We start from the raw sequence: 21924 nt of genomic DNA on the forward strand, positions 1-21924 counted from the left end.
AATGTAATTCTATATGATTTCCATACAATTTGATCAACTACAACTTTGGCAATTTTCAAACCTGAGTAAATGCACCGAAATAAATCATTTTGTTTCAGGAAGAAAAGGCGGTTGTAGCGCCGGCGAATTGGGTGGTTTAAACCTCAGTTTTAAAGTCAACGACACTGAGTTAAACGTAATAAAAAATAGAAAGTTACTGTCTCTAGCAATGAATGTTACTGAAAATCACATCGTTTTCCCGGACCAAACACATTCGGATAGGGTGGCCGTGCTTAGAAACTTGGATAATGGAGATTCCTTAAGTAATACTGATGCACTTATTACAAACCTGCAAGGAGTCTGTATTGCTGTAATGTCTGCAGATTGTGTACCTATATTGCTTTATGATAAGCTTAATAAAGCTGTTGGTGCTGTTCATGCAGGCTGGAGAGGAACCGTTTCAAAAATTTTGGATAAGACAATTGGAAATATGGAAAAGGAATTTGGAACGAAGGCTTCTGATCTCGTAGTTGGAATTGGACCAAGTATTTCTCCCGAAATTTATGAAGTAGGTCAGGAAGTGATAGATGCGGCAGAAAATGCTTTTGGTACTATTTCTTCTATGGTCACTAAAATTGAGGGAAAGACTTTTTTTAATTTATGGGAAGCAAATAAATTTCAGTTAATCTCAAGACATTTGAACCCTGAGAATATAGAAATAGCAGGCATTTGCACCTATCAAAATGCTGATAAGTTTTTCTCAGCAAGAAAGTCTCAAAATAAAGCTGGAAGATTTGGGGCAGGGATTGTTATTAATCCCCACTGATTATAATCTTTTAATTGCCATTTCAGCTACAGTCAAACCTATGGATAGAGATGATGTGGCCGCAGGAGAAGGGGCATTCAATACATTGATTGTATTGCTGTTTTCCAGAATCATAAAGTCATCAATCAGCCCGCCATTTCTTTCGCAAGCTTGTGCTCTCACACCAGCACCTCCATGGATAAGATCGTTTTCCTGTATTTCTGGTAATAACCTTTGCAATGCTTTTGTAAATGCTGCTTTGGAAAAAGACCTTTGATATTCTCCTAGTCCTGTTTTCCAATATTTTTTAGCCACTTTCTGGAAGCCCGGCCAGGTAACGGATTCATAAAAATCAGTTAAATTGAAATCTGTTCTTTTATACCCTTCTCTTTTAAATGCAAACACAGCGTTGGGGCCAGCCTCAATACCTCCATTGATCATCCTTGTAAAATGTACACCAAGGAAAGGAAAATTAGGATCTGGAACCGGATAAATAAGGTTCTTAACAAGATGTTGTTTATCCTTTTTGATCTCATAATATTCACCTCTGAATGGTATTATTCTAACATCTATCGGTTTGATACTAAGTGCTGCAATTCGGTCACAGAAAAGACCAGCACAGTTAATGATTAATTTTCCGGAAAAGGTTTTATCAGATGTTACCACTTCTACACCAGAGTTTTTACCAAGGATATCATCAACTTTTTGATTGAGAAAAATTTCTCCTCCCGCTTTTTTAAAAAGTTCTGCATACTTAAGGCAAACTGCAGTATAGTCGATGATTCCAGTCTGAGGTACTACTATTCCTTTTATTCCTGTACAATGCGGTTCATACTCTTTAATTTCTTCACTGCCTATTAGTTTCAGCCCCTGAAGTCCATTTTCTAGCCCTCTTTTAAATACATTATCCATTGCAGGTAGCTCATTTTCACTGGTAGCCACAATGATTTTCCCACACAATTCAAATGGAACTTCATTGGTTCTGCAAAAATCTAAAAGCATATTATACCCTCTGATACAATTTGTTGCCTTTAGGCTTCCCGGTTTATAATAAATTCCCGAATGAATAACTCCACTATTGTTTCCAGTCTGATGTTTAGCCAGCTCATCTTCCTTTTCCAGCAAGGCTACTTTTAAATTTTGGTTTAACTCTTTTATTTTCAGTGCGGTAGCAAGTCCAACGATGCCGCCACCAATAATTATAATGTCGTAATTCATTTTTATTAAATGTACTTCAGGTACTTAACTTTTTGACTTTACCCTGAAGAACAAAAATAATAAGATAATAATCCAAAAGCGAATTGACCGGAAAAACTAATGTTTTTTAAAAGATGTTATGAAGTAGGACAAATAATGGAGGAAAGCTTTATGATGATCGTGTTGCCGTCTTTAATAGTATTAGTAATTATGCTTATTCCTGCTTATATAATAAACTTTAATCAGAGGAGAAGCAAAAGAGATAAGAGAGTTACTGTTTCTGAAACAAATTTGTACAGAAGGGAGGAGGACGACGATATTGAATGGTCCGAACCTGTAGAAATAGAAAGAGAAAAACCTATTAGAGAAAAGCCTATTTATGAAAACAGAATAAGGGACAGAGAGCCTGTGAGAAGTACCCAGGAGCCAGTGAGAAAAACACAAAGGCGCCCAAGAGAAAATTTTAAAAAGTCTGATAATTCAGATCTTAAATAGAACTTGTACTAATCAGAAAGAGGGACTAAGCCAAAGTTCAATCACATATAAAGCAAGAGAGACCGCCATTTGCGAAAGCGGTCTCTCTTTTTATATAAACTATGAGAATTATTTGCATTAAAGTATTTTGCAATAACCTTGCCATATTTTTTGAATAAATTCGAATTTTACTGGAAAGTGGATAAATAAGTTAAATTTGGTCCATTTGATAGGAACATATAAAGAACTAATCCGTTTAATTTTTTTCGAATGAATTTAATCTGTTATATTAAAGGGGAGTTGATTGAAAATTAGATTTATATATTTTTAGCAGTGATTAGTAATCTGGAGAAAAAATACAAGTTTAAGGATCTTAAGATCTTTTCGTCCACTGAAACAATGGATGGCAATACAAAAAAGTACAGAAGGGTATATGATACTAAAGAAATTACCTATTTGTATTGTGAATTATCTTTTTACAATAAACTATTTGACGAAGCTGACTGGGAAGCAAAGATCCTTTTAAAAGCCTTTGCCCTGAATGAGACAGGTAGGAGAGAGCTTTGTTGTATCGAAAGGAAAGTGGAAATAACCTCTGATCAGAATATTGTAATCATTAGGGAAGGTTGGGGAAATAAAGAAGAAGGAACTTTTTGGTTAAGAGGTGACTACGAATGGGAAGCTTACATCGAAGATGAATTTGTTGGGATAAAAAGCTTTTATGTAGAAAACGGTGGGGTGGTAGATCAAAATCTCAATCCATATTTTGAAGTTGATATTGTTCGATTATACGAGGGGCCAAATGAAGGCATAGTCCCTGAGCAGAGAAAATCCTATATTGAGTTTGATGCAAATGAATGTAGATTTATTTGGGTAGAATTTAATATTATTAACAAACAGGCTCTTCCCTGGTACTGTGAGCTGTTTTTTAATTTTTACAATGATGCCGGCCAATTAAAAGGAAATACTTCTGAACTGAAATATATAAACCCGGAGGATAGTTTTATAACCTTTACAACCGGTTGGGGCGCAGATAGTAAGGGGACCTGGTATCATGATAAATATACGCTCGAGGTAATTTTCATGGATCAGCTTATTGCAGTAATTCCTTTTGAAGTTAAAGATGATTTTGTTGAGGGAATTCCTTTAGTTGATTTGAATTTTAGTAACATCCCGCTTCCATTGATACTTCAGGAAGAAAAAGGACCTTCGCTTGAAGAACTGATGAAGAGTCTGCATGAAATGATAGGTCTTTCAGGTATAAAGTCGAAGATCACGGATTATACTTCTTACCTCAAATTTTTGCAGCTGAGAAAAGATCAGGGTTTTGAGGAAAATCAAAAAATAAGTCTTCATTCTGTATTTCTTGGTAATCCAGGTACTGGGAAAACGACTATAGCCAAATTATTGGGACAGATTTATTTCAAGCTCGGACTTCTTTCCAAAGGAAAAGTTACTGAGGCCGGACGAGCTGAACTTTGTGGCAAATACATAGGACAAACAGCTCCTCAAACAAAAGAAGTAATAGAGAAGGCCAGAGGGGGTGTCTTATTTATAGATGAAGCATATTCCCTAGTAAGAGAGGGCGATACAGGCCAGGATTTTGGAAGAGAGGTAATTGAAGTTTTACTAAAAGAAATGTCTGATGGCCCTGGTGATCTGGCAATTATTGTTGCTGGTTATCCTAAGGAAATGAACCATTTTCTGGTATCTAATCCAGGATTAAAATCTCGTTTTAATCTTCTTTTTGAATTTCCTGATTATCTTCCTCAGGAGTTAATTCAAATAGCTGAACTATCAGCTGAAAAAAGATATGTTAAATTTTCGGAAAATGGTAAGAAGTTCCTTTCGGAAAAATTAACTGAGGCATATAGAAACAGAAATAAGGCCTTTGGAAATGCTCGAATGGTTACTGGTCTTGTAGAAGAAGCTAAAATGAATATGGGCTTAAGGGTTATGAAATCTCAAAACCCAGAAAAGTTGACTGCAGAACAATTACAAACTATAGAATTGGAAGATGTAAAACAATTGTTTAAAAACTCGGCTTTGGTTTCTCCCGATATTCCTGTAGATGAAGTGCTTCTACAGGAGGCATTAAGCGAATTGAATAAGCTTACTGGCCTTGAAGAAGTTAAAAATGAGCTTCTGGAAATGGTAAAGCTGGTGAGGTTCTACATAGAAACAGGAAGGGATGTATTAAATAAATTTTCCCTTCATACGGTTTTTACCGGAAATCCTGGAACGGGAAAAACTTCAGTAGCAAGGATCATAGCCAAAATATATAAAGCTCTTGGAATACTCGAACGAGGTCACTTGGTAGAAACGGATAGGCAGGGGCTTGTAGCAGGTTATATCGGACAAACTGCAATCAAAACCATGGAGCAAATTGAAAAAGCCCATGGAGGCGTTTTATTTATTGATGAAGCTTATGCCCTTTCAGAAGGCGGAAACAGTGACTTTGGGAAAGAAGCTATTGAAACTCTTCTTAAACAGATGGAGGATAAAAGGGGGCAGTTTATTGTTGTTGTTGCCGGCTATGTAGATAATATGAGAATATTTATGGAAGCCAATCCAGGCCTAAAATCAAGGTTTGATAAAGTTTTAGAGTTTAATGACTACGAGCCTTCAGAATTATTCTCAATAGCATTGAATATGTTGGCAGAAGAAAATCTGACTCCAGATGAAGATGCTTCAGCAAGGCTTAAGGAATATTTGAATTCAATATTTTTGAAACGAGACAAGTTTTTTGGAAATGCCAGATCGGTAAGAAAAATTATCAAAGAAGCTATCAGAAATCAGCATCTTAGGATGGCATCTCTTTCCGGGAATCAAAGAACTGTTGAAGTTCTTCAAATGCTGACAATGGACGACGTGAAATGTTTTATTCCGGAAACCTATCAGCCAGCTGGACGAATAGGTTTCCGGTTAGGAAGCTAAGCAACCTTTACTGACTAAGGAATGCAGATAGCATCCAAACTTGCTTCTCATGGTCTTCAATAAAGTCATTGACCATATTATTGGTGCCGTCATCATGACCATCAGAAGTGAGTTTCATGATTTCTTTTTCCTTGAATATCAGTATGCTCAGGTTTTGAAGAGTATCTTTTACACAAGTAATCTCATCTGTAACATCTTTCATTTCCTTAATATCACTTGTTCTGATAAAATCAGAATAGGCGTGTTTTGGAATAAATCCTAAAGCTCGGATTCTTTCCGCTATTTTATCAATATCCTCGAAAGATTGAGTATATAGTTCTTCAAATTTTGGATGCAGAGCAAAGAAATTTTTACCCTTTATATTCCAGTGAAACCCTCTTACATTCTGATAAAATATATGGTAGTTTGCAGAAAGGTCATTTAATTTTTCAGCGATTTCTGTCGCAACATCCACCTCAATTCCAATTTTATTCAATTCCATCATATCCCTATTTATTTAAAATTAAATAGATACCTTTGTATTAGAACACTTCCATGAGAGCAAAGGTTAGTTTTGGGAATTAAACCAGTGTTAATTAGTTAGATAAGCATCGGAGAATTATAATTAGACGAGATTTTTGAAACAGGATTTAATAAATTATCTCCTTCAGTTTGTTACCGACAATAAAAGGGAAAAAATGGAGGAAGTCCTTGAAACAAGGACAAGGTTTTTAACAGTTGTTGTCGAAGATATTTTTCAACCGCATAATGCAAGTGCAGTTGTGCGCACATGTGATTGTTTTGGCATTCAAGATATACATGTAATTGAAAATAAAAATAAATATAAAGTCAGTGAAGATGTAACATTAGGTTCTGCTCAATGGGTTGATATCATTAAGCACAATACTAAGGGTGTTGATAATACATTGGGATGCTATAGGAAGCTTAAAGAAAAAGGCTATAAAATAATTGCAACTACACCACATACCAATGATATTGCTTTGGAGGACTTCCAATTAGATACCAAAACTGCTTTAGTTTTTGGTAGTGAACAAAATGGTATTAGCGAAATTGCTAAAGAGCATGCAGATGGATTTATTAAAATACCTATGGTTGGATTTACTGAAAGTCTGAACATTTCTGTTTGTGCTGCAATTTGTATACATCAGTTGACATTAAGAATGCGAGAATTGCCACCGGAAGTTTGGCAGCTTTCTCAGGAAGAAAAGGAGATACTTTACTTAAAGTGGATTAAAGGAGTTGTTAGGAAGTCTGATTTGTTGGAAAAAGAATTTTATAAAAGATGCAAATAAACATTATTCAAATTAGAGGTTGAAAGGTGGCAAAAAAGATTTTTAAAATAGGGTCGATTTCATTTCTAGTGTCAGTCCTGATTATTTTTTTATGTAATCTTTGGGTTGTGAATTCCACAGAGCATCAGGTTTATTATGAAGTAAGCCAGGTTCCTGCTAAAAATATCGCATTGGTCTTGGGCACCAGCAAATATTTCAGAACTGGGAAGCCCAACCTTTTTTTTCATAATCGTATAGAAGCAGCGAGAAAGCTATATCAAGAGGGCAAGGTGAAGTTTTTTATTCTAAGCGGAGACAATTCGCTGGCCTATTACAATGAACCCCAGGATATGAAAAAAGCACTGGTTAAGGCTGGTATACCTGACTCCGTTATTCAGCTCGACTATGCAGGGTTTAGAACCTTTGATTCAGTTGTAAGATCCAAAAAAGTTTTTGATCAAACTTCAGTGATCATCATCACTCAGGAATTTCATATTTTTAGAGCTTTATTTATAAGCAATTACTATGGAATGAGCTCAGTAGGTTTCGTAGCTGAGAAAGTTGAAATGAAGCACTCTTTTTATACAAAAACAAGAGAGTATCTTGCGAGATGTAAAGCTGTTATAGATCTTTATATCCTGAAAAAAGAACCGAAGTATCTGGGACAAAAAATTCCGATTAAAATTTAATTAAAAAACATATTTTATATATTTAGAGGGTGAATAGTAAAAGAAAGTTTTTATTTAATAGCATTATTTTTTCTCTTTTAATGCAGATCTTCTGTGTGCTGATTGCAAACGCACAGGAAATCACCATAAAGGGTAAAGTGACTGACTCTGAAACCGGAGAAGGAATTCCATTTGCCAATGTGGTGGAACGTAAATCCAACCAGGCAACGCTTACTGATTTTGAAGGTTTTTATTCATTAAAAGTCAATCAGGCAGCGGATTCTGTTACTGTATTATTTATTGGATATCTCCCAAAATCTAAATCAATAAATAAAAGTTTGTCAAATCAGGTCATAGATTTTCAGATTACTCCTGAAGTAAAAAATCTAGAAGAGGTAACAGTCGTTGCCGGGGAAAATCCTGCATTTAGAATACTTCGAAACGTTATTGATAATAAAGATAAAAATGATTATAGAAAGCTTGATGCTTATGAGTATGAAAGCTATTCTAAAATAGAACTAAGTATAGATAATATCACTGAGAAATTCAGAAAGCGTAAAATTATGTCCAAGCTAGTTCAGGTTTTTGATAGCTTGAAAATAATAGCAGGTGATGAAGGAAAACCAATACTTCCGGTATTCATGTCTGAATCAGTCTCTAAGTACTATCACAGGACTAACCCTGATAAAACTACAGAACATATTGTTGCCACTAATGTAAAAGGTGTTGGTGTTGATGATGGAACTCTCGTCTCTCAGCTGATCGGATCCACATTTCAACAATATAATTTTTATAAAAACCGACTTAGTATTCTGAATAAAGATTTCATTTCACCAATAAGTGACGGATGGTACAGCTCCTATAACTACTGGTTGGTGGATAGTGCTTTTATGGATGGTAAATGGTGCTATAAGCTTGAGTTTAAACCAAAAAGGGCCCAGGACCTTGCGTTTAATGGGTTTATGTGGATTGCTGATACTTCTTTTGCATTAAAACAAATTGATGTAACAGTAAATCGGGATGCCAATCTTAATTACATTGATAAAATAAAGATTCAGCAGGAGCTGGCTCCGACAGAAGCCGGTCCGTGGTTGCCAGTAAAATCCCGTATTTTAATAGATATTGATGAAGTAGGCGAAACTTCACCAGGAATGCTTGCAAAGTTTTATACTTCAAATAAAAAAATAGAAGTAAACAAGCCAAAACCGCTTAAGTTTTACGAATCTTTATTGGAAGTGGAGGAAGATGCCCAGCAGAAAGGCCAGGAATACTGGCAGCAAAACAGACATGATTCTTTAACTGCTACTGAGCAAAATGTTTATAATATGATTGACTCGGTAAACAATGTGCCAGTAGTAAAAACTTATGTTGAAATTGTAAATATTTTTATAAACGGATATAAAAAGGTAGGTAAAATAGACGTTGGACCTTATTTAATGGCTTATGCCAATAACAATATTGAAGGAAATCGATTCAGACTTGGATTCAGAACCAATATTGATTTTAGCAAAAAATGGGTATTTAAAGGGTATTTGGCCTATGGAACAAAAGATAGTTATGGGCTAAATGGATTTAAATATTCCGCGGGCGCCAGTTATATATTCTCAAGAAAGCCCTGGACAGTTGCTACAATAGAACGAAAGGCAGACATAGAGCAGCTGGGAGTTGCCACAGAGAACGTTACTTCGAATGCATTATTCCTTGCCTTTACCAGATGGGGAACTCTCAGGGGGCCTTACTGGAGTGAGCAAAATACTTTTTCATTCCAAAGTGAGGTTAAAAAAGATTTTACCCCTAAAATTCAACTTCGCACCAGGTATATTAATCCGATTTTTCCATTTGCTTATTATAGCAATTTAAAAAACGGAGATTCAACTCTCAGGAGTACCATTCAGACAACCGAACTGACGCTAGAAACAAGAATTACCAAAGATGAAGTATTCGTTCAAAACGATAACGAACGGATAAGCCTGGGAACTAAAAAATGGCCTGTCTTGACCATTGGTGTGACACAAGGAATTAAAGGCTTTTTAGGAGGAGAGTTCAATTATACCAGGCTAAACCTGCATGTGGATGATATGATTCAGCTCGGAATATTGGGTAGAGGGTATTATGATATTTTTGCGGGAAGGATATTTTCCAAAGTGCCTTATCCGCTTTTAAACATCCCTTTGGGTAACCAGACAATATTTTTTACCAACTTTGCCTACAACCAAATGAACTATTTTGAGTTCATAAACGATACCTATGCAGGGATAAAATATCGTCAATACTTTGAAGGGTTGCTTTTCAATAGAATTCCCTTAGTGAAAAGGCTTAAATGGAGATTTGTTGGTACTGCTAATGTACTTTTCGGAGGAATAAGTCAGGCAAACAAGGAAATCATTGCAAAAGAAACTCCTAATGGAGAGAAACCTCCGGAGTTTAGCTATATGACTTCAACTCCTTATGTTGAAGTTGGATACGGAATAGAAAACATTTTCAAGATATTCCGGGTTGACTTCGTCCACAGACTCACTTACCTGAACCAACCAGATGTGCGGAAATTCGGAGTCAAAGTATCTGTTCAATTTGTATTGTAAATACCAAATCCCTTTTTAATTTTGAGCGGAAACAGATATGAGGAATTTTATATTTTTAATACTTTCGGGTTTAATATTTGCCGGTTGTTCAATGAATGCAAAGCAGGATACAATTCCTCCTGTTGTATATAACAGTTCATTTGAACCACAACTAACCTATCTTAATGGCTTAATTGAAGATGATCCTGAGAATCCTGAATATTATTTTCAGAGAGCCAAGGTTTTTTTTGATGTCCATAAATACAATGATGCACTGAAAGATATAAATCAAGCCATCTACTTAGAAAGCAATGAAGAGCTTTATTATGAGTTGCTGGCTCGTATTTATCAGAAGATGGGAAAGACAAGCCTGGCTTTGAATACTGCGCATCGTGCAGAAAGCTATAAAAACGATGATCCGGAATTGTTTTTATTATTATCAAGACTTTATTGGGAAATAAAGGACCTGGGAAAGGCTCAACAATACCTTGCCAAAGCTAAACAATTGGCTCCGGTGCACTCGGAGGTGTTTTTACTTCAGGGGATTTTTGATTCAGCTAAAGGAGATACTACCGCAGCAGTAAGAGCTTATAGATCAGCTCTGAGTCAGGATCCGGAAAATGCAAAACCTTATCAGGAACTGGCAAAGATTTACTTTGCAAGAAATAAGGAAGATTCTGCTATGTATTATGTTTTGGAGGGCAGAGCGATCAATCCTAATAATCCCTTTTTTACCTATTTTGAAGGAGTAATTTTGGATTCAAAAGGATTTAAAACGAGCTCTCTCAGGGCATTTAGAAAAGCGATACAAATGGATTCTGCATTTTTTCCTGCATTTTATCGTCTGGGCGTAGACGCATTCAATGCAGGAAGTTATACTGAAGCACAAACTTATTTTACCCCACTAACTGATAAACCTGAGTTTAGCTTAAATTCAAATTTGTACATTGCCGAAATTTTGGAGAAAACAGGTCAAGCCGCTAAAGCAGTTTCGTATTATGAAAATGTAAAATCTGAAGATACTACAAATATTAAAGCTAAAGAGGCATTAACGAGATTGTACAAGTTGTATCCGCCAGTTGTAGTTGCGCCAAAAGTGGATTCTTCGGCTCTTAAACCTAATGTGAAAGGTCCGTTGACAGATGATACTCTAAAGTCAGGAGTTAAAACACCCAAAGTCGAAACCAAAAAGGATACGGCAAAGGTTAAGAAACCGAAACCGATTGTTCCCAAAGATACAACCCGTATAAAAAAGAACGTGCCAACAATTAAAAAAACTGATTCAATTCATAATATCGCCCCAGAGCGAAAAGATAGTTAAAAATGATCAAAATTACATTACCCGACGGATCGGTTAGAGAGTTTCCGGAAGGGGCAACTTCAATGGATGTGGCCCTTAGCATCAGTGAAGGCCTTGCAAGAAATGTTCTTGCTGCCAAAGTAAACGGCGAAGTATGGGATGCAAATCGTCCCATAAAGAACGATGCTACATTACAATTGTTGACCTGGAATGATACGGAAGGTAAATCAACGTTCTGGCATTCTTCAGCTCACTTAATGGCTGAAGCTCTGGAAGCTTTATATCCTGGAACAAAATTCGGAATAGGTCCATCTATTGAAAATGGATTTTATTATGATGTGGATTTTGGAGGAAAAGAATTTTCTCAGGATGATTTCAAAAAGATTGAAGATAAAATGCTTGAGCTCTCAAAGGGCAAAAGCGAATATGTTCGTAAAGATATTTCCAAAAAGGATGCGATAGAGTATTTTACTAAAAAAGGAGATGAATATAAGTTGGATTTGCTGGAAGGTCTTTCTGATGGGTCTATTACGTTTTATTCTCAGGGGAATTTCGTTGATCTTTGTAGGGGACCACATATTCCCAATACTGGTTTTATCAAAGCGGTGAAATTGTTAAACGTTGCAGGTGCATACTGGAGAGGGGATGAGAAGAATAAGCAGCTAACCAGGATTTACGCAATAACTTTCCCGAAACAGAAAGAACTTACTGAATATCTTGAATTCCTTGAAGAAGCTAAAAGAAGAGACCATAGAAAACTAGGAAAAGAACTGGAGCTTTTCGCATTTAGTGAAAAGGTAGGGCAAGGACTTCCGCTTTGGTTACCTAAAGGAGCGACGTTAAGAGATAGATTAGAAAACTTTCTTAAAAAAGCTCAGATCCGTTCAGGATACCTTCCTGTTGTGACTCCTCATATCGGAAGTAAAGAGTTATATTTAACTTCGGGTCACTATGAAAAATATGGAGCGGATTCATTTCAGCCTATAAAAACACCTCATGAAGGAGAGGAGTTTTTGCTGAAACCAATGAATTGTCCTCACCATATCGAAATTTACAGAACAAAACCTAGGTCATATAAGGAGCTACCAATTCGTCTTGCGGAATTTGGAACAGTTTATAGATATGAGCAGAGTGGAGAGCTTCATGGTCTGACAAGAGTAAGAGGATTTACTCAAGATGATGCACATATTTTCTGCAGACCAGACCAGGTAAAGGATGAATTTAAAAAAGTAATTGACCTGGTGCTTTATGTATTCAATGCCTTAGGTTTTAAAAATTACACTGCTCAGATTTCACTTCGAGATCCTTGTAATAAAACTAAATATATAGGAGATGACGCTCATTGGGATCTTGCAGAACTTGCTATAAAAGAAGCAGCAGAAGAGAAAGGACTAAATACTGTAACCGAATTAGGGGAAGCGGCTTTTTATGGTCCAAAGCTTGACTTTATGGTAAAAGATGCATTGGGAAGACAGTGGCAGCTTGGAACAATTCAGGTGGATTATCAGTTACCGGAACGTTTTAAGTTGGAATATATCGGTTCTGATAACCAAAAACACAGGCCTGTAATGATTCATAGGGCGCCATTTGGCTCTATGGAAAGATTTGTAGCTGTATTAATCGAGCATTGTGCGGGAAATTTTCCTTTATGGTTGTCACCGGATCAGATTGCAGTATTGCCAATTTCAGAAAAATATGCTGATTACGCCTCTCAAATTTTTTCAGAGCTAGAAGAAAATGACATAAGAGGTTTTATCGACCATAGAGATGAGAAAATTGGAAGAAAAATCAGAGATGCGGAAGTGAAAAAGATTCCGTTTATGCTGATTATGGGTGAAAAAGAGCAGGAGGAAGGAAAAATAGCAGTAAGAAAACACGGTCAAGGAGATCTTGGAAGTTTCTCATTGTCAGAGTTTATTGATATTTTTAAGAAAGAGGTAGCTTTAGAACTTAATAAAAATTAAAGAAATATTTCATTATAATTCAAAAGTTTACGAAATTCGCACTTTATATAAAAGAATAACAAGGAGGTTTTACTAAATAAATGTCATTACAAAAAGGTCCGAGAGATAGGGGTCCAAGACAAAAAGAAGAGCCCTATAACATAAATGAGAAAATTCGCGCTTCTAAGGTACGTGTAGTTGGAGAAAATATTGAACAGGGAATTTATCCAATTCAAGAAGCGATTCAGATTGCCAAGAATGTAGGGTTAGACCTGGTAGAAATATCTCCGAATGCAGATCCTCCGGTTTGTAAAGTCACAGATTACTCCAAGTTTAAATACGAGCAAAAGAAAAAGCAAAAAGAACTTAAAGCTAAAACTCATAAAGTTGTAGTTAAAGAGATCAGATTTGGTCCTAATACCGATGATCATGATTTCGACTTTAAGTTAAAACATGCTCTGAACTTTTTGAAAGAAGGTTCAAAAGTGAAGGCATATGTACATTTCGTAGGTAGAACAATTGTCTATAAAGAAAGAGGGGAACATTTGCTTTTGAAGTTTGCCAATGCGCTGGAAGAAGTTGGAAAAGTTGAAGATATGCCAAAACTTGAAGGGAAAAGGATGATTATCATGCTTACTCCCAAGTTGAAAAAATAAGCTTTAATTTAAAAGTAAACATAAAAATGCCGAAAGTAAAAGTTAAATCTGGAGCAAAAAAGAGATTTAAGGTTACTGGAACTGGTAAAATTAAAAGAAAACACGCTTTTAAAAGCCACATCCTAACCAAAAAATCTACTAAGAGAAAAAGAGGGCTTACTCACGCTACTCTTGTAAGCAACGCTGATATCAACAACGTAAAAGCAATGCTTCAGCTATAATTGCAAATCATTTTCTGATTTGTGATTAGGTTAAAATCAATGTTAAACCAGGATGCGGTATAAAGTACCCGAAAGGGTCACCAAAATCCAAAAAACAAATTAATTATGCCAAGGTCGGTACCATCGGTTGCTTCCCGCGAAAGAAGAAAAAAAGTATTAAAAGCTGCGAAAGGTTATTTCGGCAGAAGAAAAAATGTTCACACTGTTGCGAAAAACGCAGTTGAAAAAGGTCTTGTTTATGCTTATATCGGCAGAAAACAGAAGAAGAGACACTTTAGAAGTCTTTGGATTATGAGAATAAATGCAGCTGCGAGAGAGCAGGGCCTTTCTTACTCAAAATTCATGGGTAAATTGAATGCTTCAGGATCTAAAATCAACAGAAAAGTTCTTGCAGATTTAGCTTTGAACGATCCTGCTGCTTTTAAAGCAATTCTTCAAAAAGTTAAGTAAGAATTTATCACTTTGAATATAAGAAGTCCCTCAATTATGAGGGACTTTTTTTGTTCCCATTTTCTTACTTTTTAATCCCCGGCTTCCTGTTTGGTATTTTTTTGTTATTTTTTGATTCTCAATGCTTTTGTAGGTGAATGCAAACATTCCTAACTTTTAATTTGTTAAAATTTAGAAGTCAATAAAAGCTTAATGAATGGGATTAAATTCAATTCTTTTAGTAGATGATGACAATATCACTAACTTCATTAACAAAAGGCTTATTTCGAAACATTTGGAAAATCCAAAGATAGAAGTAGCCCTTAATGGTGAAGAAGGTATTGATTATATCAAGGATAACTGCAATTCTACAGACAAGACTTGTCCTGAACTTATCCTATTAGACATCAATATGCCTGTTATGGATGGCATAGAGTTCCTTTCCATTTTTAATAAAATGGATTTCAATAATAAGGAGAATGTCAAAGTTGCAATATTAACCACTTCCTCCAATCAGAAAGACGTAGATAAGGTGAAAAATTTAGGGGATTTTGAATATATTAATAAACCTCTTACGGAAGCTAAACTCAAGAATCTACTTTCAAAAAATATTGATTAACTTTGTGGAAACGTTTTCTGATAGTTAATCAATAAAAAAAAAATTATGTATTCTGGTTTTGCCAAGCATTTTTTTATCACTATTCTGATAGTTTTAGTTTGGGGGTGTCAATCTAAGAATCAGCAAAAAACTGCTGAATTTTATGTAAGAGCAAATTGTGAAATGTGTGAAGAAAGGATTGAAGCTGCAGCAACACAGCTCACAGGTGTTGAAAGTGCTGATTTTAATCTTGAAAGTCATCAACTTTCTGTTACCTATGATTCAACTAAGATTTCTGAATTGGAGATACACAAGGCTATTGCAAATGTCGGGCATGGTACCAAGCTTGTTCCTATGAGTGCAACTGCTCATGAAAAACTTCCTGGTTGTTGTAAAGAGATTGAATAAATTACAGGGAGGTTATGATATATTACCTCCCTATTACTTTTCTATCTATTCTTAAATCAAAGTTCAGCTTTCTGTTTATTGAAGTCGTATTCCAATAGTTCACTTAAGGTCCTATCAAGAATAGTTCCTCCATTTTTCAAATCTTCATCAATCAAGTCTGCATGACCCAGCATCATAAGCCTTTTGATGTCATCAGGATCTTCTTCCCGGCTATAATAGATTGCTACATAATCATCATCACGAATATCAAGATTATCAAATATGTCATTGATTTTATCCTGCACTTCAGCAATAAGTTTGGAACTGAGGAGAAAATACTGAATTCCCCCAAAGTTGTAGTTCAAATGCCTGGGAAATGTTTTTTCAATAGATTCTAAAAACACATTACCTGATTCAGGACTTCGAAACCTATATATTATCACAAAATTATTCATAAGTATTGGTTTAAATTTTGAGATCCAACGATGTCTATTTACGAAGGATCTTATTAAGATTTAAGATGGAAAACTTAAATAATCATCCTTCTTCTTCTATATTTTTAACCTTTACAATTTTTTTAAAGTTTCTACAATCCGAAGGGGTAAGTCTCTGGCATATCAGATTTATTAGGCGTTATGTGTAAAGGGTGGAGGGCTTTCGTCTCATCAAAAAACAAAAAAGCATCGTACCGTTCTGCCATTATTGAAGGGACATAATTTCCCCAATGTTCTCTTTCAGGATTGTAAACAACTCCAATGGCTCTATGAGGAATAGATTTTCTATAAATTCCTTTTTGTTTTTCCGAAATAATTAATCGGTTATTGGCAGACTCATTATGGAGCATTGCTTCAATGCTATCCGCTTTGGCTTCTGGCACCTCCATAACTTTCATCGGAGCTCCCCATTTAGATCCGGCAATAACTGTTCCTTTATATGATCCCAAACCTACCAATACAACCCCATCAGATAGATGCTTTTCTCGCAAAATTTGTCCAATATTCAGTAAACCATCGTCTTTCATATCAGTTGCGCGAGCATCTCCTATATGAGTATTGTGTTCCCAAATGATAGCCTTCGCATTTTCACCGTGAAATTTCATTAAACGTTCCAAGGTGTCGGCCATATGTATATCTCGGATGTTCCAGGAGCTGGAGCCAAATGAAAGCATTTCACTATAATATCTTTCAGCATTAAGGGCTACATAGGCATTCTGCTCTGCATTTAATGGAGCTTCTCGATCTTTATCGTAATTGGGTAATTTGGCTTTTACCTGAACTAATAATGACTTTACCTTTTCTTTGCATATTTTTGAAATGTTCCCAGGATGCTTATGATCATCTCCGTGAAAAGGTTCAAAGCAATGAATGGCCGATTTTACATATTCAGCGGCTTCAGGATCTTCTGTTGAAAGATATTTGAGCATATTATCAAGAGATTCATAAAGACTGTAAACATCGAGTCCATAGAATCCTGCTTTATGATGGTCTTCCTTGTGTAGGTTATGATTTTTCAACCATTCTGCGAGGGCTGCAATTTCCCAATTAGACCACATCCAAGTTGGCCAGCGGTTAAATTTCTTTAATAAGTCCGTAACCTTAGCTGGACTATCCGGATAGTTTTTGACAAATCTGTTCACTTGGTAACAATCAGGCCAATCTCCTTCAACCGCAATAAAAGAAAACCCCTTCTCCTCTATTAGTCTTTTGCTTATTGCAGTCCTCCATATATAATACTCATGTGTCCCATGCGATGCTTCTCCAAGGAGAACGTATCTTGAGTCGCCGATTAATTGAATTAAAGGATCCAAATCTGCTGGTGAAGAGAGGGGACTATGGATAGTAAAAGATTCTTTGTGTTTAATTTTTTCAGAAGTCTTGGTCTGTTTCATAATGGATAGAGTTCTGAAGTCAACCCGACCTAACCTTTTTTGTTGTGGATTTATAAAAGCAGAAAAGTATTTGAAATAATAAAAAAGAGACAGGTTCTTGCGCAACCTGTCTCCACAAAACACATTATAGGATAGACTCAAAATTTTTAATACTGTTCCAAACCATATTGAATATGAATTCTTGACTGGGAGTTGTTTAGTTTTTATGTGATAATAAAAAAAGAGACAGATTCTTTACAGAACCTGTCTCCACAAAACACATTACAGAACAGACGCAAGACTTTTTAACACTGCCCCTAACCTAATCGAATCAAGAATTCTCGATTGGGAGGTATTTAGTTTTAATAGTGATTCTTCGTGAGCATTCACACACATTTCACAGCCGTTTAGAGCACTGATCACAAGGCTTACAAGTTCGAAAAATTCTTTACCTGTAACAGGAGAAGCCATAATACTCATTTTTATACCTGCCGGTGTCTGAGTATAAAAATCTTTCTGTGTGAAATGTCTGAAACGATAATAAACATTGTTTGCATTCAGCAAAGACACACATGATGCGATTTCTGCAATTTCTTCGTCTGATGCTCCTTCCTCTTTACTCCTTGATTCAAGTCCTTTGATAAGTGCCTGATTTTTCTCGTTGATGGCTACACCATATGCTATTAAGTAAGACTCTTTTTTAGAGAGATTTGGAGAATTAAATCCATTGCTGATATTTATCCTTAAATCTTTTAGATATTTCGGATATTTTTCTCCTATGGTTGTTAATATGCCACTATCAAGGGATTCAACGCCAACTTCTCTTAGAAGTGTTGTCAATGTATCTGAAGTTATAGTCGTCATTTTGGAATTATTTTAGTTAAACAGCTAGGGTTGCTTCTCCCTTGGTCCAGTTGCAAGGACAAAGCTCATCGGTCTGCAAAGCATCAAGCACTCTTAATACCTCATTTACATTTCTTCCTACACTTAGATCATTAAGACTGACCCATCTCACAATTCCCGTTGGATCTACTATATATGTTGCCCTGTATGCCACTTTTTCTTCAGCTTCCAATATTCCTAGTTCTTCTGCAAGTGACCTGTTAGTATCTGCTAGCATAGGGAATTTTAAATCTCTTAAATCGTTATGATTGTTTCTCCAAGCATGATGAACAAATTCTGAATCAGTTGAAGCTCCTATTAATATTGCATCACGATCAGCAAAGTCCTGAGCTCTTTTGTTGAATTCAGCTATTTCTGTTGGACAAACAAAGGTGAAATCTTTTGGCCACCAAAACATAACCAACCATTGATTATTGGCTTTATAATCCTCAGAACTGATCTCAGAAAATTCTTTACCTTTTTCCAGTGATACCACAGTTTTTTTTCTGAATTCAGGAAATGCAGACCCTACTGACAAAATATAGTTTTTCATAAGTTTAAAGTTTTTGTTGTTTGAATTTGAACTGATGCAAATATGGTGTACTTGCTTTGATAGAACAAATTGATTATTTTTATATACAAATAGATAAAAACTATGACTTTGGTTCAGTTAGAATATATAATTGCCCTTGATACTTTCAGGCACTTTGGGATTGCGGCTGAGAAGAGTTTTGTAACACAACCTACTCTAAGTATGCAGATCCAAAAGTTGGAAGAAGAGCTTGGAATTCTGTTATTTGATCGGGGAAAGCAGCCTGTAATACCAACAGATGCCGGGAAAGATGTAATTGAGCAGGCTCGTAGAGTTCTGAAAGAATCGGCTAAAATAAAAGAGATCATTAATTCTAAAAAAGGTCTTTTAGAAGGAGAGATAAAAATTGGGATAATCCCGACACTTGCTCCTTACCTCATACCATTATTTCTTCCCTCTTTTATAAAGAAATATCCTTCTGTCAAAGTAATCCTCGAAGAGCTGAAAACAGAAGATATTTTATACCGATTAAAAAATGACCTGCTTGATACTGGAATATTAGTAGGGCCATTAGGTGATCCTCAAATAAATGAGAAGAAATTGTTCTATGAACCATTTGTCGCTTATGTTTCTAAAAAACATTCACTTTATAAGAAAAAGATTTTAAAAGAAGAAGATCTGGAGGTAAATGACTTATGGCTTTTGCAGGAAGGTCATTGTATGAGAAGTCAGGTATTGAAAATGTGCAAAGCTAAAGGAAGAGGGAACGAAGATAATCAGGTAATATATGAAGCCGGTAGTATTGAGACGTTGAAAAAGCTTGTAGAATTGAATCAGGGAGTGACACTTTTGCCGGAGTTGGCATTAGCTGATTTAAATGCAGGACAAAGAGGGATGGTGAGGTATTTTTATGAGCCTGAACCCGTAAGAGAGGTAGTACTCGTAACGCATCGGAATATCGTAAAGCAAAGGCTGAATGAAGTATTGGCAAAAGAGATCATCTCGACTGTGCCGCAAAAAATGAAAAAAGACAATCCACATATTATTAATATTGAACTATAAGTAAATATTCAGCAACTATAGCTGAATATTTACATCCACATATTGTCGAATGTCTGTGGGTATCATACCTCCGTCAATCGCAGCTTTGATTCCTGCATCCCCATCTTCAAATACCTGACAGTATTGAGGCTCAATGCCAATCAGTGATGCACATTGTAAAAAAGTATCAGGTGCGGGCTTGGGGTTTATAACATCATCACATGTTACGATGTGTTCAAATTTGTCCAGTATTCCTGCTGCTTTCAAAGTCATCTCAGCAATCTCACGTGTAGCTCCTGTTCCTAGTGCGATAGGAAGCTTGCCTTCATATTTAAGAACTATATCATAAACTGGTTGAAGTGGTTTGACCTCATGAACCAGTTCGAGGTATAGATTTTCCTTTTTAAGGCCAATTTCGCGACCATTAAAATTAAGACCCAGATGTTTAACTAAAAGCTCAAAAACTGTGAGTGTGGGAACCCCTGCATAAGCTTTAAAGAAATCTAAAGGAAAATCAAAGCCATATTCATTACAAGCGATCTGACTAGCTTTATAATGAAGAGACATGGTATCTACAAGGGTACCATCTATGTCAAATATCAAACCTTTAGTATTAGGGGAAATCGGAATCTCAATCATGATTATAATTTAAAAAGCAAACATAAAGTAAGTAGGAGAAAATTCTATGAAAACAACCGTAATTAATAAAAGCTTAGTGACAAGTATTGCATTAAAACTCGTTCAATTTTTATGTTAAAAGAATCAAACCGACTTTTCGTTTTTATTACATTCAGATAATGGCATGAGCATAATAGTGATTTTGAACCTTTAAATAATATTTCTTACACCTTTTAATAGCCCAAACCTTGTAATTCAGGAATTTTGTAAAGATTTAACTTTTTATAAACCAACAGAGTTTTGTTAATCTGACCTGATCGGGATTTTCGTTGTCGGAATTTTATATAAGTTGCAAAATAGCGATTTACAGAAAAGTTTAAATATTGTCTTTGTGAAATAGATCCACTTATATTCTCAGGTAATCTACTTTCCCTTATGATGAATTTATTCCATGAATTTGTTTTCTTTGCAAAAATCTTTTGGACCTAAAGAACTTATGAGCCAGTACCATCAACTAAAAGTTAAGGAAATAATAAAAGAAACATCAGACACTATCACTGTAGTCTTCGAAAACGGATCAATACCAATATCCTATAAGTCTGGTCAGTTTTTAACATTAATAGTTCCTGTAAAAGGTGACAAATTGCGCCGATCATATTCACTTTGCTCTTCTCCTTATACTGACAGTGAGTTAGCGGTTACTGTAAAGAGAATTGCAAATGGTGTAGTATCCAATTACCTTCCGGATAATTTAAAACAAGGTGATACACTGGAAGTAATGGAGCCGGCGGGAACGTTTAATTTCACTCCAGATCCTTCGAGGGCTGCAGATATCGTTCTTATTGGAGCAGGAAGTGGTATAACCCCATTGATTTCCATTGCAAAGTCAGCTCTTGAAAAAGAGACTAAAAGTAATGTATATCTGATTTATGGTAACAGGAATGAAGCTTCCATTATCTTTAAACAGAAGCTTGAAGCATTGCAATCAGGATTTAAAGAACGTTTTACGGTAGTACATAGACTTAGTCAACCTCAAGATAAATCATTGCCTGCGGGCAGGTTAAACAGATCTGAAGTAATAAAACTTCTGGAAACTTTTAATAAACTCAAGATTGAAAAAGCTGAATATTATGTTTGCGGTCCGGACGGAATGATGCAGGAAGCAATAAGTGCACTTGAACTTTTAAAAGTTTCAAAAAGCCAGATTAAAAAAGAAAGTTTTCTTCCTGCTGATGCCAATTCATTAAGTAATGGCAAGGTCGTTGCAGACAGCCCGGATTCGCCTCAGGACGTTACTATCATTTATCAGGGAAGCGAGTATAAAATCACAGTTCCTCCTAATAAATCAATACTTGAGATCGCATTAAAGCAAAATATTGATTTGCCATATTCTTGTCAGAGTGGTATGTGCACTGCTTGTATGGGTAAGTGTATCAGCGGAAAAGTACATCTTGATGATAGCGACGCACTCTCTGATAAAGAGCTAGAGAAGGGGTATGTACTGACCTGCGTTGGACACCCTGTAACTCCTAATGTAGTGATTGAAATAGATTAACGT

22 protein-coding genes are annotated in these 21924 nt (G+C 35.8%); 15 read left to right on the forward strand and 7 right to left on the reverse strand.

Going from position 1 to position 21924, the window contains the following annotated elements:
* The first annotated feature begins 13 nt into the window (after positions 1-13).
* A complete protein-coding gene (gene pgeF / locus J7604_RS09785) occupies positions 14-805 on the forward strand; it encodes a peptidoglycan editing factor PgeF (protein WP_293894833.1) in 792 nt (263 codons plus the stop codon).
* Here the strand turns inward: pgeF and lhgO are convergent, their stop codons facing one another.
* Positions 806-2002, reverse strand: a complete 1197-nt coding sequence (lhgO, locus tag J7604_RS09790) for an L-2-hydroxyglutarate oxidase (protein WP_293894836.1) — start codon at positions 2000-2002, stop codon at positions 806-808.
* Between the two features lie 99 nt (positions 2003-2101).
* On the opposite strand from lhgO, the gene J7604_RS09795 reads away from it, so the two are divergent.
* Both J7604_RS09795 and J7604_RS09800 read left to right on the forward strand, forming a co-directional pair.
* Entirely contained in the window at positions 2102-2476 is a 375-nt protein-coding gene (locus tag J7604_RS09795; protein ID WP_293894839.1) for a hypothetical protein, read from the forward strand.
* Between the two features lie 312 nt (positions 2477-2788).
* On the forward strand, positions 2789-5392 hold the full coding sequence (locus tag J7604_RS09800; RefSeq protein WP_293894842.1) for an AAA family ATPase: 2604 nt from the start codon (positions 2789-2791) through the stop codon (positions 5390-5392).
* Between the two features lie 7 nt (positions 5393-5399).
* Here J7604_RS09800 and J7604_RS09805 read toward each other — a convergent pair whose 3' ends face one another.
* Positions 5400-5876, reverse strand: coding sequence for a DNA starvation/stationary phase protection protein (locus J7604_RS09805; protein WP_293894845.1), 477 nt, complete (start codon positions 5874-5876; stop codon positions 5400-5402).
* Between the two features lie 193 nt (positions 5877-6069).
* On the opposite strand from J7604_RS09805, the gene J7604_RS09810 reads away from it, so the two are divergent.
* From J7604_RS09810 to J7604_RS09855, 10 genes are all read left to right on the forward strand, one after another.
* Positions 6070-6684, forward strand: coding sequence for an RNA methyltransferase (locus J7604_RS09810; RefSeq protein WP_293894848.1), 615 nt, complete (start codon positions 6070-6072; stop codon positions 6682-6684).
* Positions 6685-6791: 107 nt separating this feature from the next.
* Positions 6792-7352 (forward strand): ElyC/SanA/YdcF family protein, encoded by a 561-nt coding sequence (locus J7604_RS09815; protein ID WP_293894852.1) that lies wholly within the window; start codon positions 6792-6794, stop codon positions 7350-7352.
* Between the two features lie 29 nt (positions 7353-7381).
* Positions 7382-9913: a DUF5686 and carboxypeptidase-like regulatory domain-containing protein gene (locus J7604_RS09820; RefSeq protein ID WP_293894856.1), complete on the forward strand. Its 2532-nt coding sequence runs from the start codon at positions 7382-7384 to the stop codon at positions 9911-9913.
* 37 nt (positions 9914-9950) lie between these two features.
* Complete coding sequence (locus tag J7604_RS09825; RefSeq protein ID WP_293894859.1) at positions 9951-11213, forward strand: tetratricopeptide repeat protein; 1263 nt, start codon at positions 9951-9953, stop codon at positions 11211-11213.
* Between the two features lie 2 nt (positions 11214-11215).
* Positions 11216-13156 carry a threonine--tRNA ligase gene (gene thrS, locus J7604_RS09830; protein WP_293894862.1) on the forward strand — a complete coding sequence of 647 codons (1941 nt, stop codon included), beginning with the start codon at positions 11216-11218 and terminating at the stop codon, positions 13154-13156.
* Between the two features lie 80 nt (positions 13157-13236).
* Positions 13237-13791, forward strand: a complete 555-nt coding sequence (gene infC / locus J7604_RS09835) for a translation initiation factor IF-3 (RefSeq protein ID WP_293894865.1) — start codon at positions 13237-13239, stop codon at positions 13789-13791.
* A 26-nt stretch (positions 13792-13817) separates the two neighbouring features.
* Positions 13818-14012, forward strand: a complete 195-nt coding sequence (gene rpmI, locus J7604_RS09840) for a 50S ribosomal protein L35 (protein WP_293894868.1) — start codon at positions 13818-13820, stop codon at positions 14010-14012.
* Between the two features lie 105 nt (positions 14013-14117).
* Positions 14118-14462 carry a 50S ribosomal protein L20 gene (gene rplT / locus J7604_RS09845; protein ID WP_028978497.1) on the forward strand — a complete coding sequence of 115 codons (345 nt, stop codon included), beginning with the start codon at positions 14118-14120 and terminating at the stop codon, positions 14460-14462.
* 196 nt (positions 14463-14658) lie between these two features.
* The gene (locus J7604_RS09850; RefSeq protein WP_293894876.1) at positions 14659-15060 is read left to right on the forward strand and encodes a response regulator; all 402 of its coding nucleotides are present in this window, start codon (positions 14659-14661) and stop codon (positions 15058-15060) included.
* A 45-nt stretch (positions 15061-15105) separates the two neighbouring features.
* Positions 15106-15447: a heavy-metal-associated domain-containing protein gene (locus J7604_RS09855; protein ID WP_293894879.1), complete on the forward strand. Its 342-nt coding sequence runs from the start codon at positions 15106-15108 to the stop codon at positions 15445-15447.
* A 56-nt stretch (positions 15448-15503) separates the two neighbouring features.
* Here J7604_RS09855 and J7604_RS09860 read toward each other — a convergent pair whose 3' ends face one another.
* From J7604_RS09860 to J7604_RS09875, 4 genes are all read right to left on the reverse strand, one after another.
* Positions 15504-15881: a hypothetical protein gene (locus tag J7604_RS09860; RefSeq protein WP_293894882.1), complete on the reverse strand. Its 378-nt coding sequence runs from the start codon at positions 15879-15881 to the stop codon at positions 15504-15506.
* Positions 15882-16012: 131 nt separating this feature from the next.
* Positions 16013-17314, reverse strand: a complete 1302-nt coding sequence (locus J7604_RS09865; RefSeq protein ID WP_293894885.1) for an erythromycin esterase family protein — start codon at positions 17312-17314, stop codon at positions 16013-16015.
* Between the two features lie 261 nt (positions 17315-17575).
* A complete protein-coding gene (locus J7604_RS09870) occupies positions 17576-18157 on the reverse strand; it encodes a carboxymuconolactone decarboxylase family protein (RefSeq protein ID WP_293894888.1) in 582 nt (193 codons plus the stop codon).
* Between the two features lie 16 nt (positions 18158-18173).
* Positions 18174-18728 (reverse strand): peroxiredoxin, encoded by a 555-nt coding sequence (locus tag J7604_RS09875; RefSeq protein ID WP_293894891.1) that lies wholly within the window; start codon positions 18726-18728, stop codon positions 18174-18176.
* 102 nt (positions 18729-18830) lie between these two features.
* Between J7604_RS09875 and J7604_RS09880 the strand changes: the two genes are divergently transcribed.
* Positions 18831-19769, forward strand: a complete 939-nt coding sequence (locus J7604_RS09880) for a hydrogen peroxide-inducible genes activator (RefSeq protein ID WP_293894893.1) — start codon at positions 18831-18833, stop codon at positions 19767-19769.
* A 15-nt stretch (positions 19770-19784) separates the two neighbouring features.
* On the opposite strand, the gene J7604_RS09885 is transcribed toward J7604_RS09880, so the two are convergent.
* Positions 19785-20387: an HAD-IA family hydrolase gene (locus J7604_RS09885; protein ID WP_293894896.1), complete on the reverse strand. Its 603-nt coding sequence runs from the start codon at positions 20385-20387 to the stop codon at positions 19785-19787.
* Positions 20388-20862: 475 nt separating this feature from the next.
* Between J7604_RS09885 and J7604_RS09890 the strand changes: the two genes are divergently transcribed.
* On the forward strand, positions 20863-21921 hold the full coding sequence (locus tag J7604_RS09890) for a ferredoxin--NADP reductase (protein WP_293894899.1): 1059 nt from the start codon (positions 20863-20865) through the stop codon (positions 21919-21921).
* Positions 21922-21924: the final 3 nt, after the last annotated feature.

This window comes from Sporocytophaga sp. (assembly GCF_017745095.1).
Classification (GTDB): domain Bacteria; phylum Bacteroidota; class Bacteroidia; order Cytophagales; family Cytophagaceae; genus Sporocytophaga.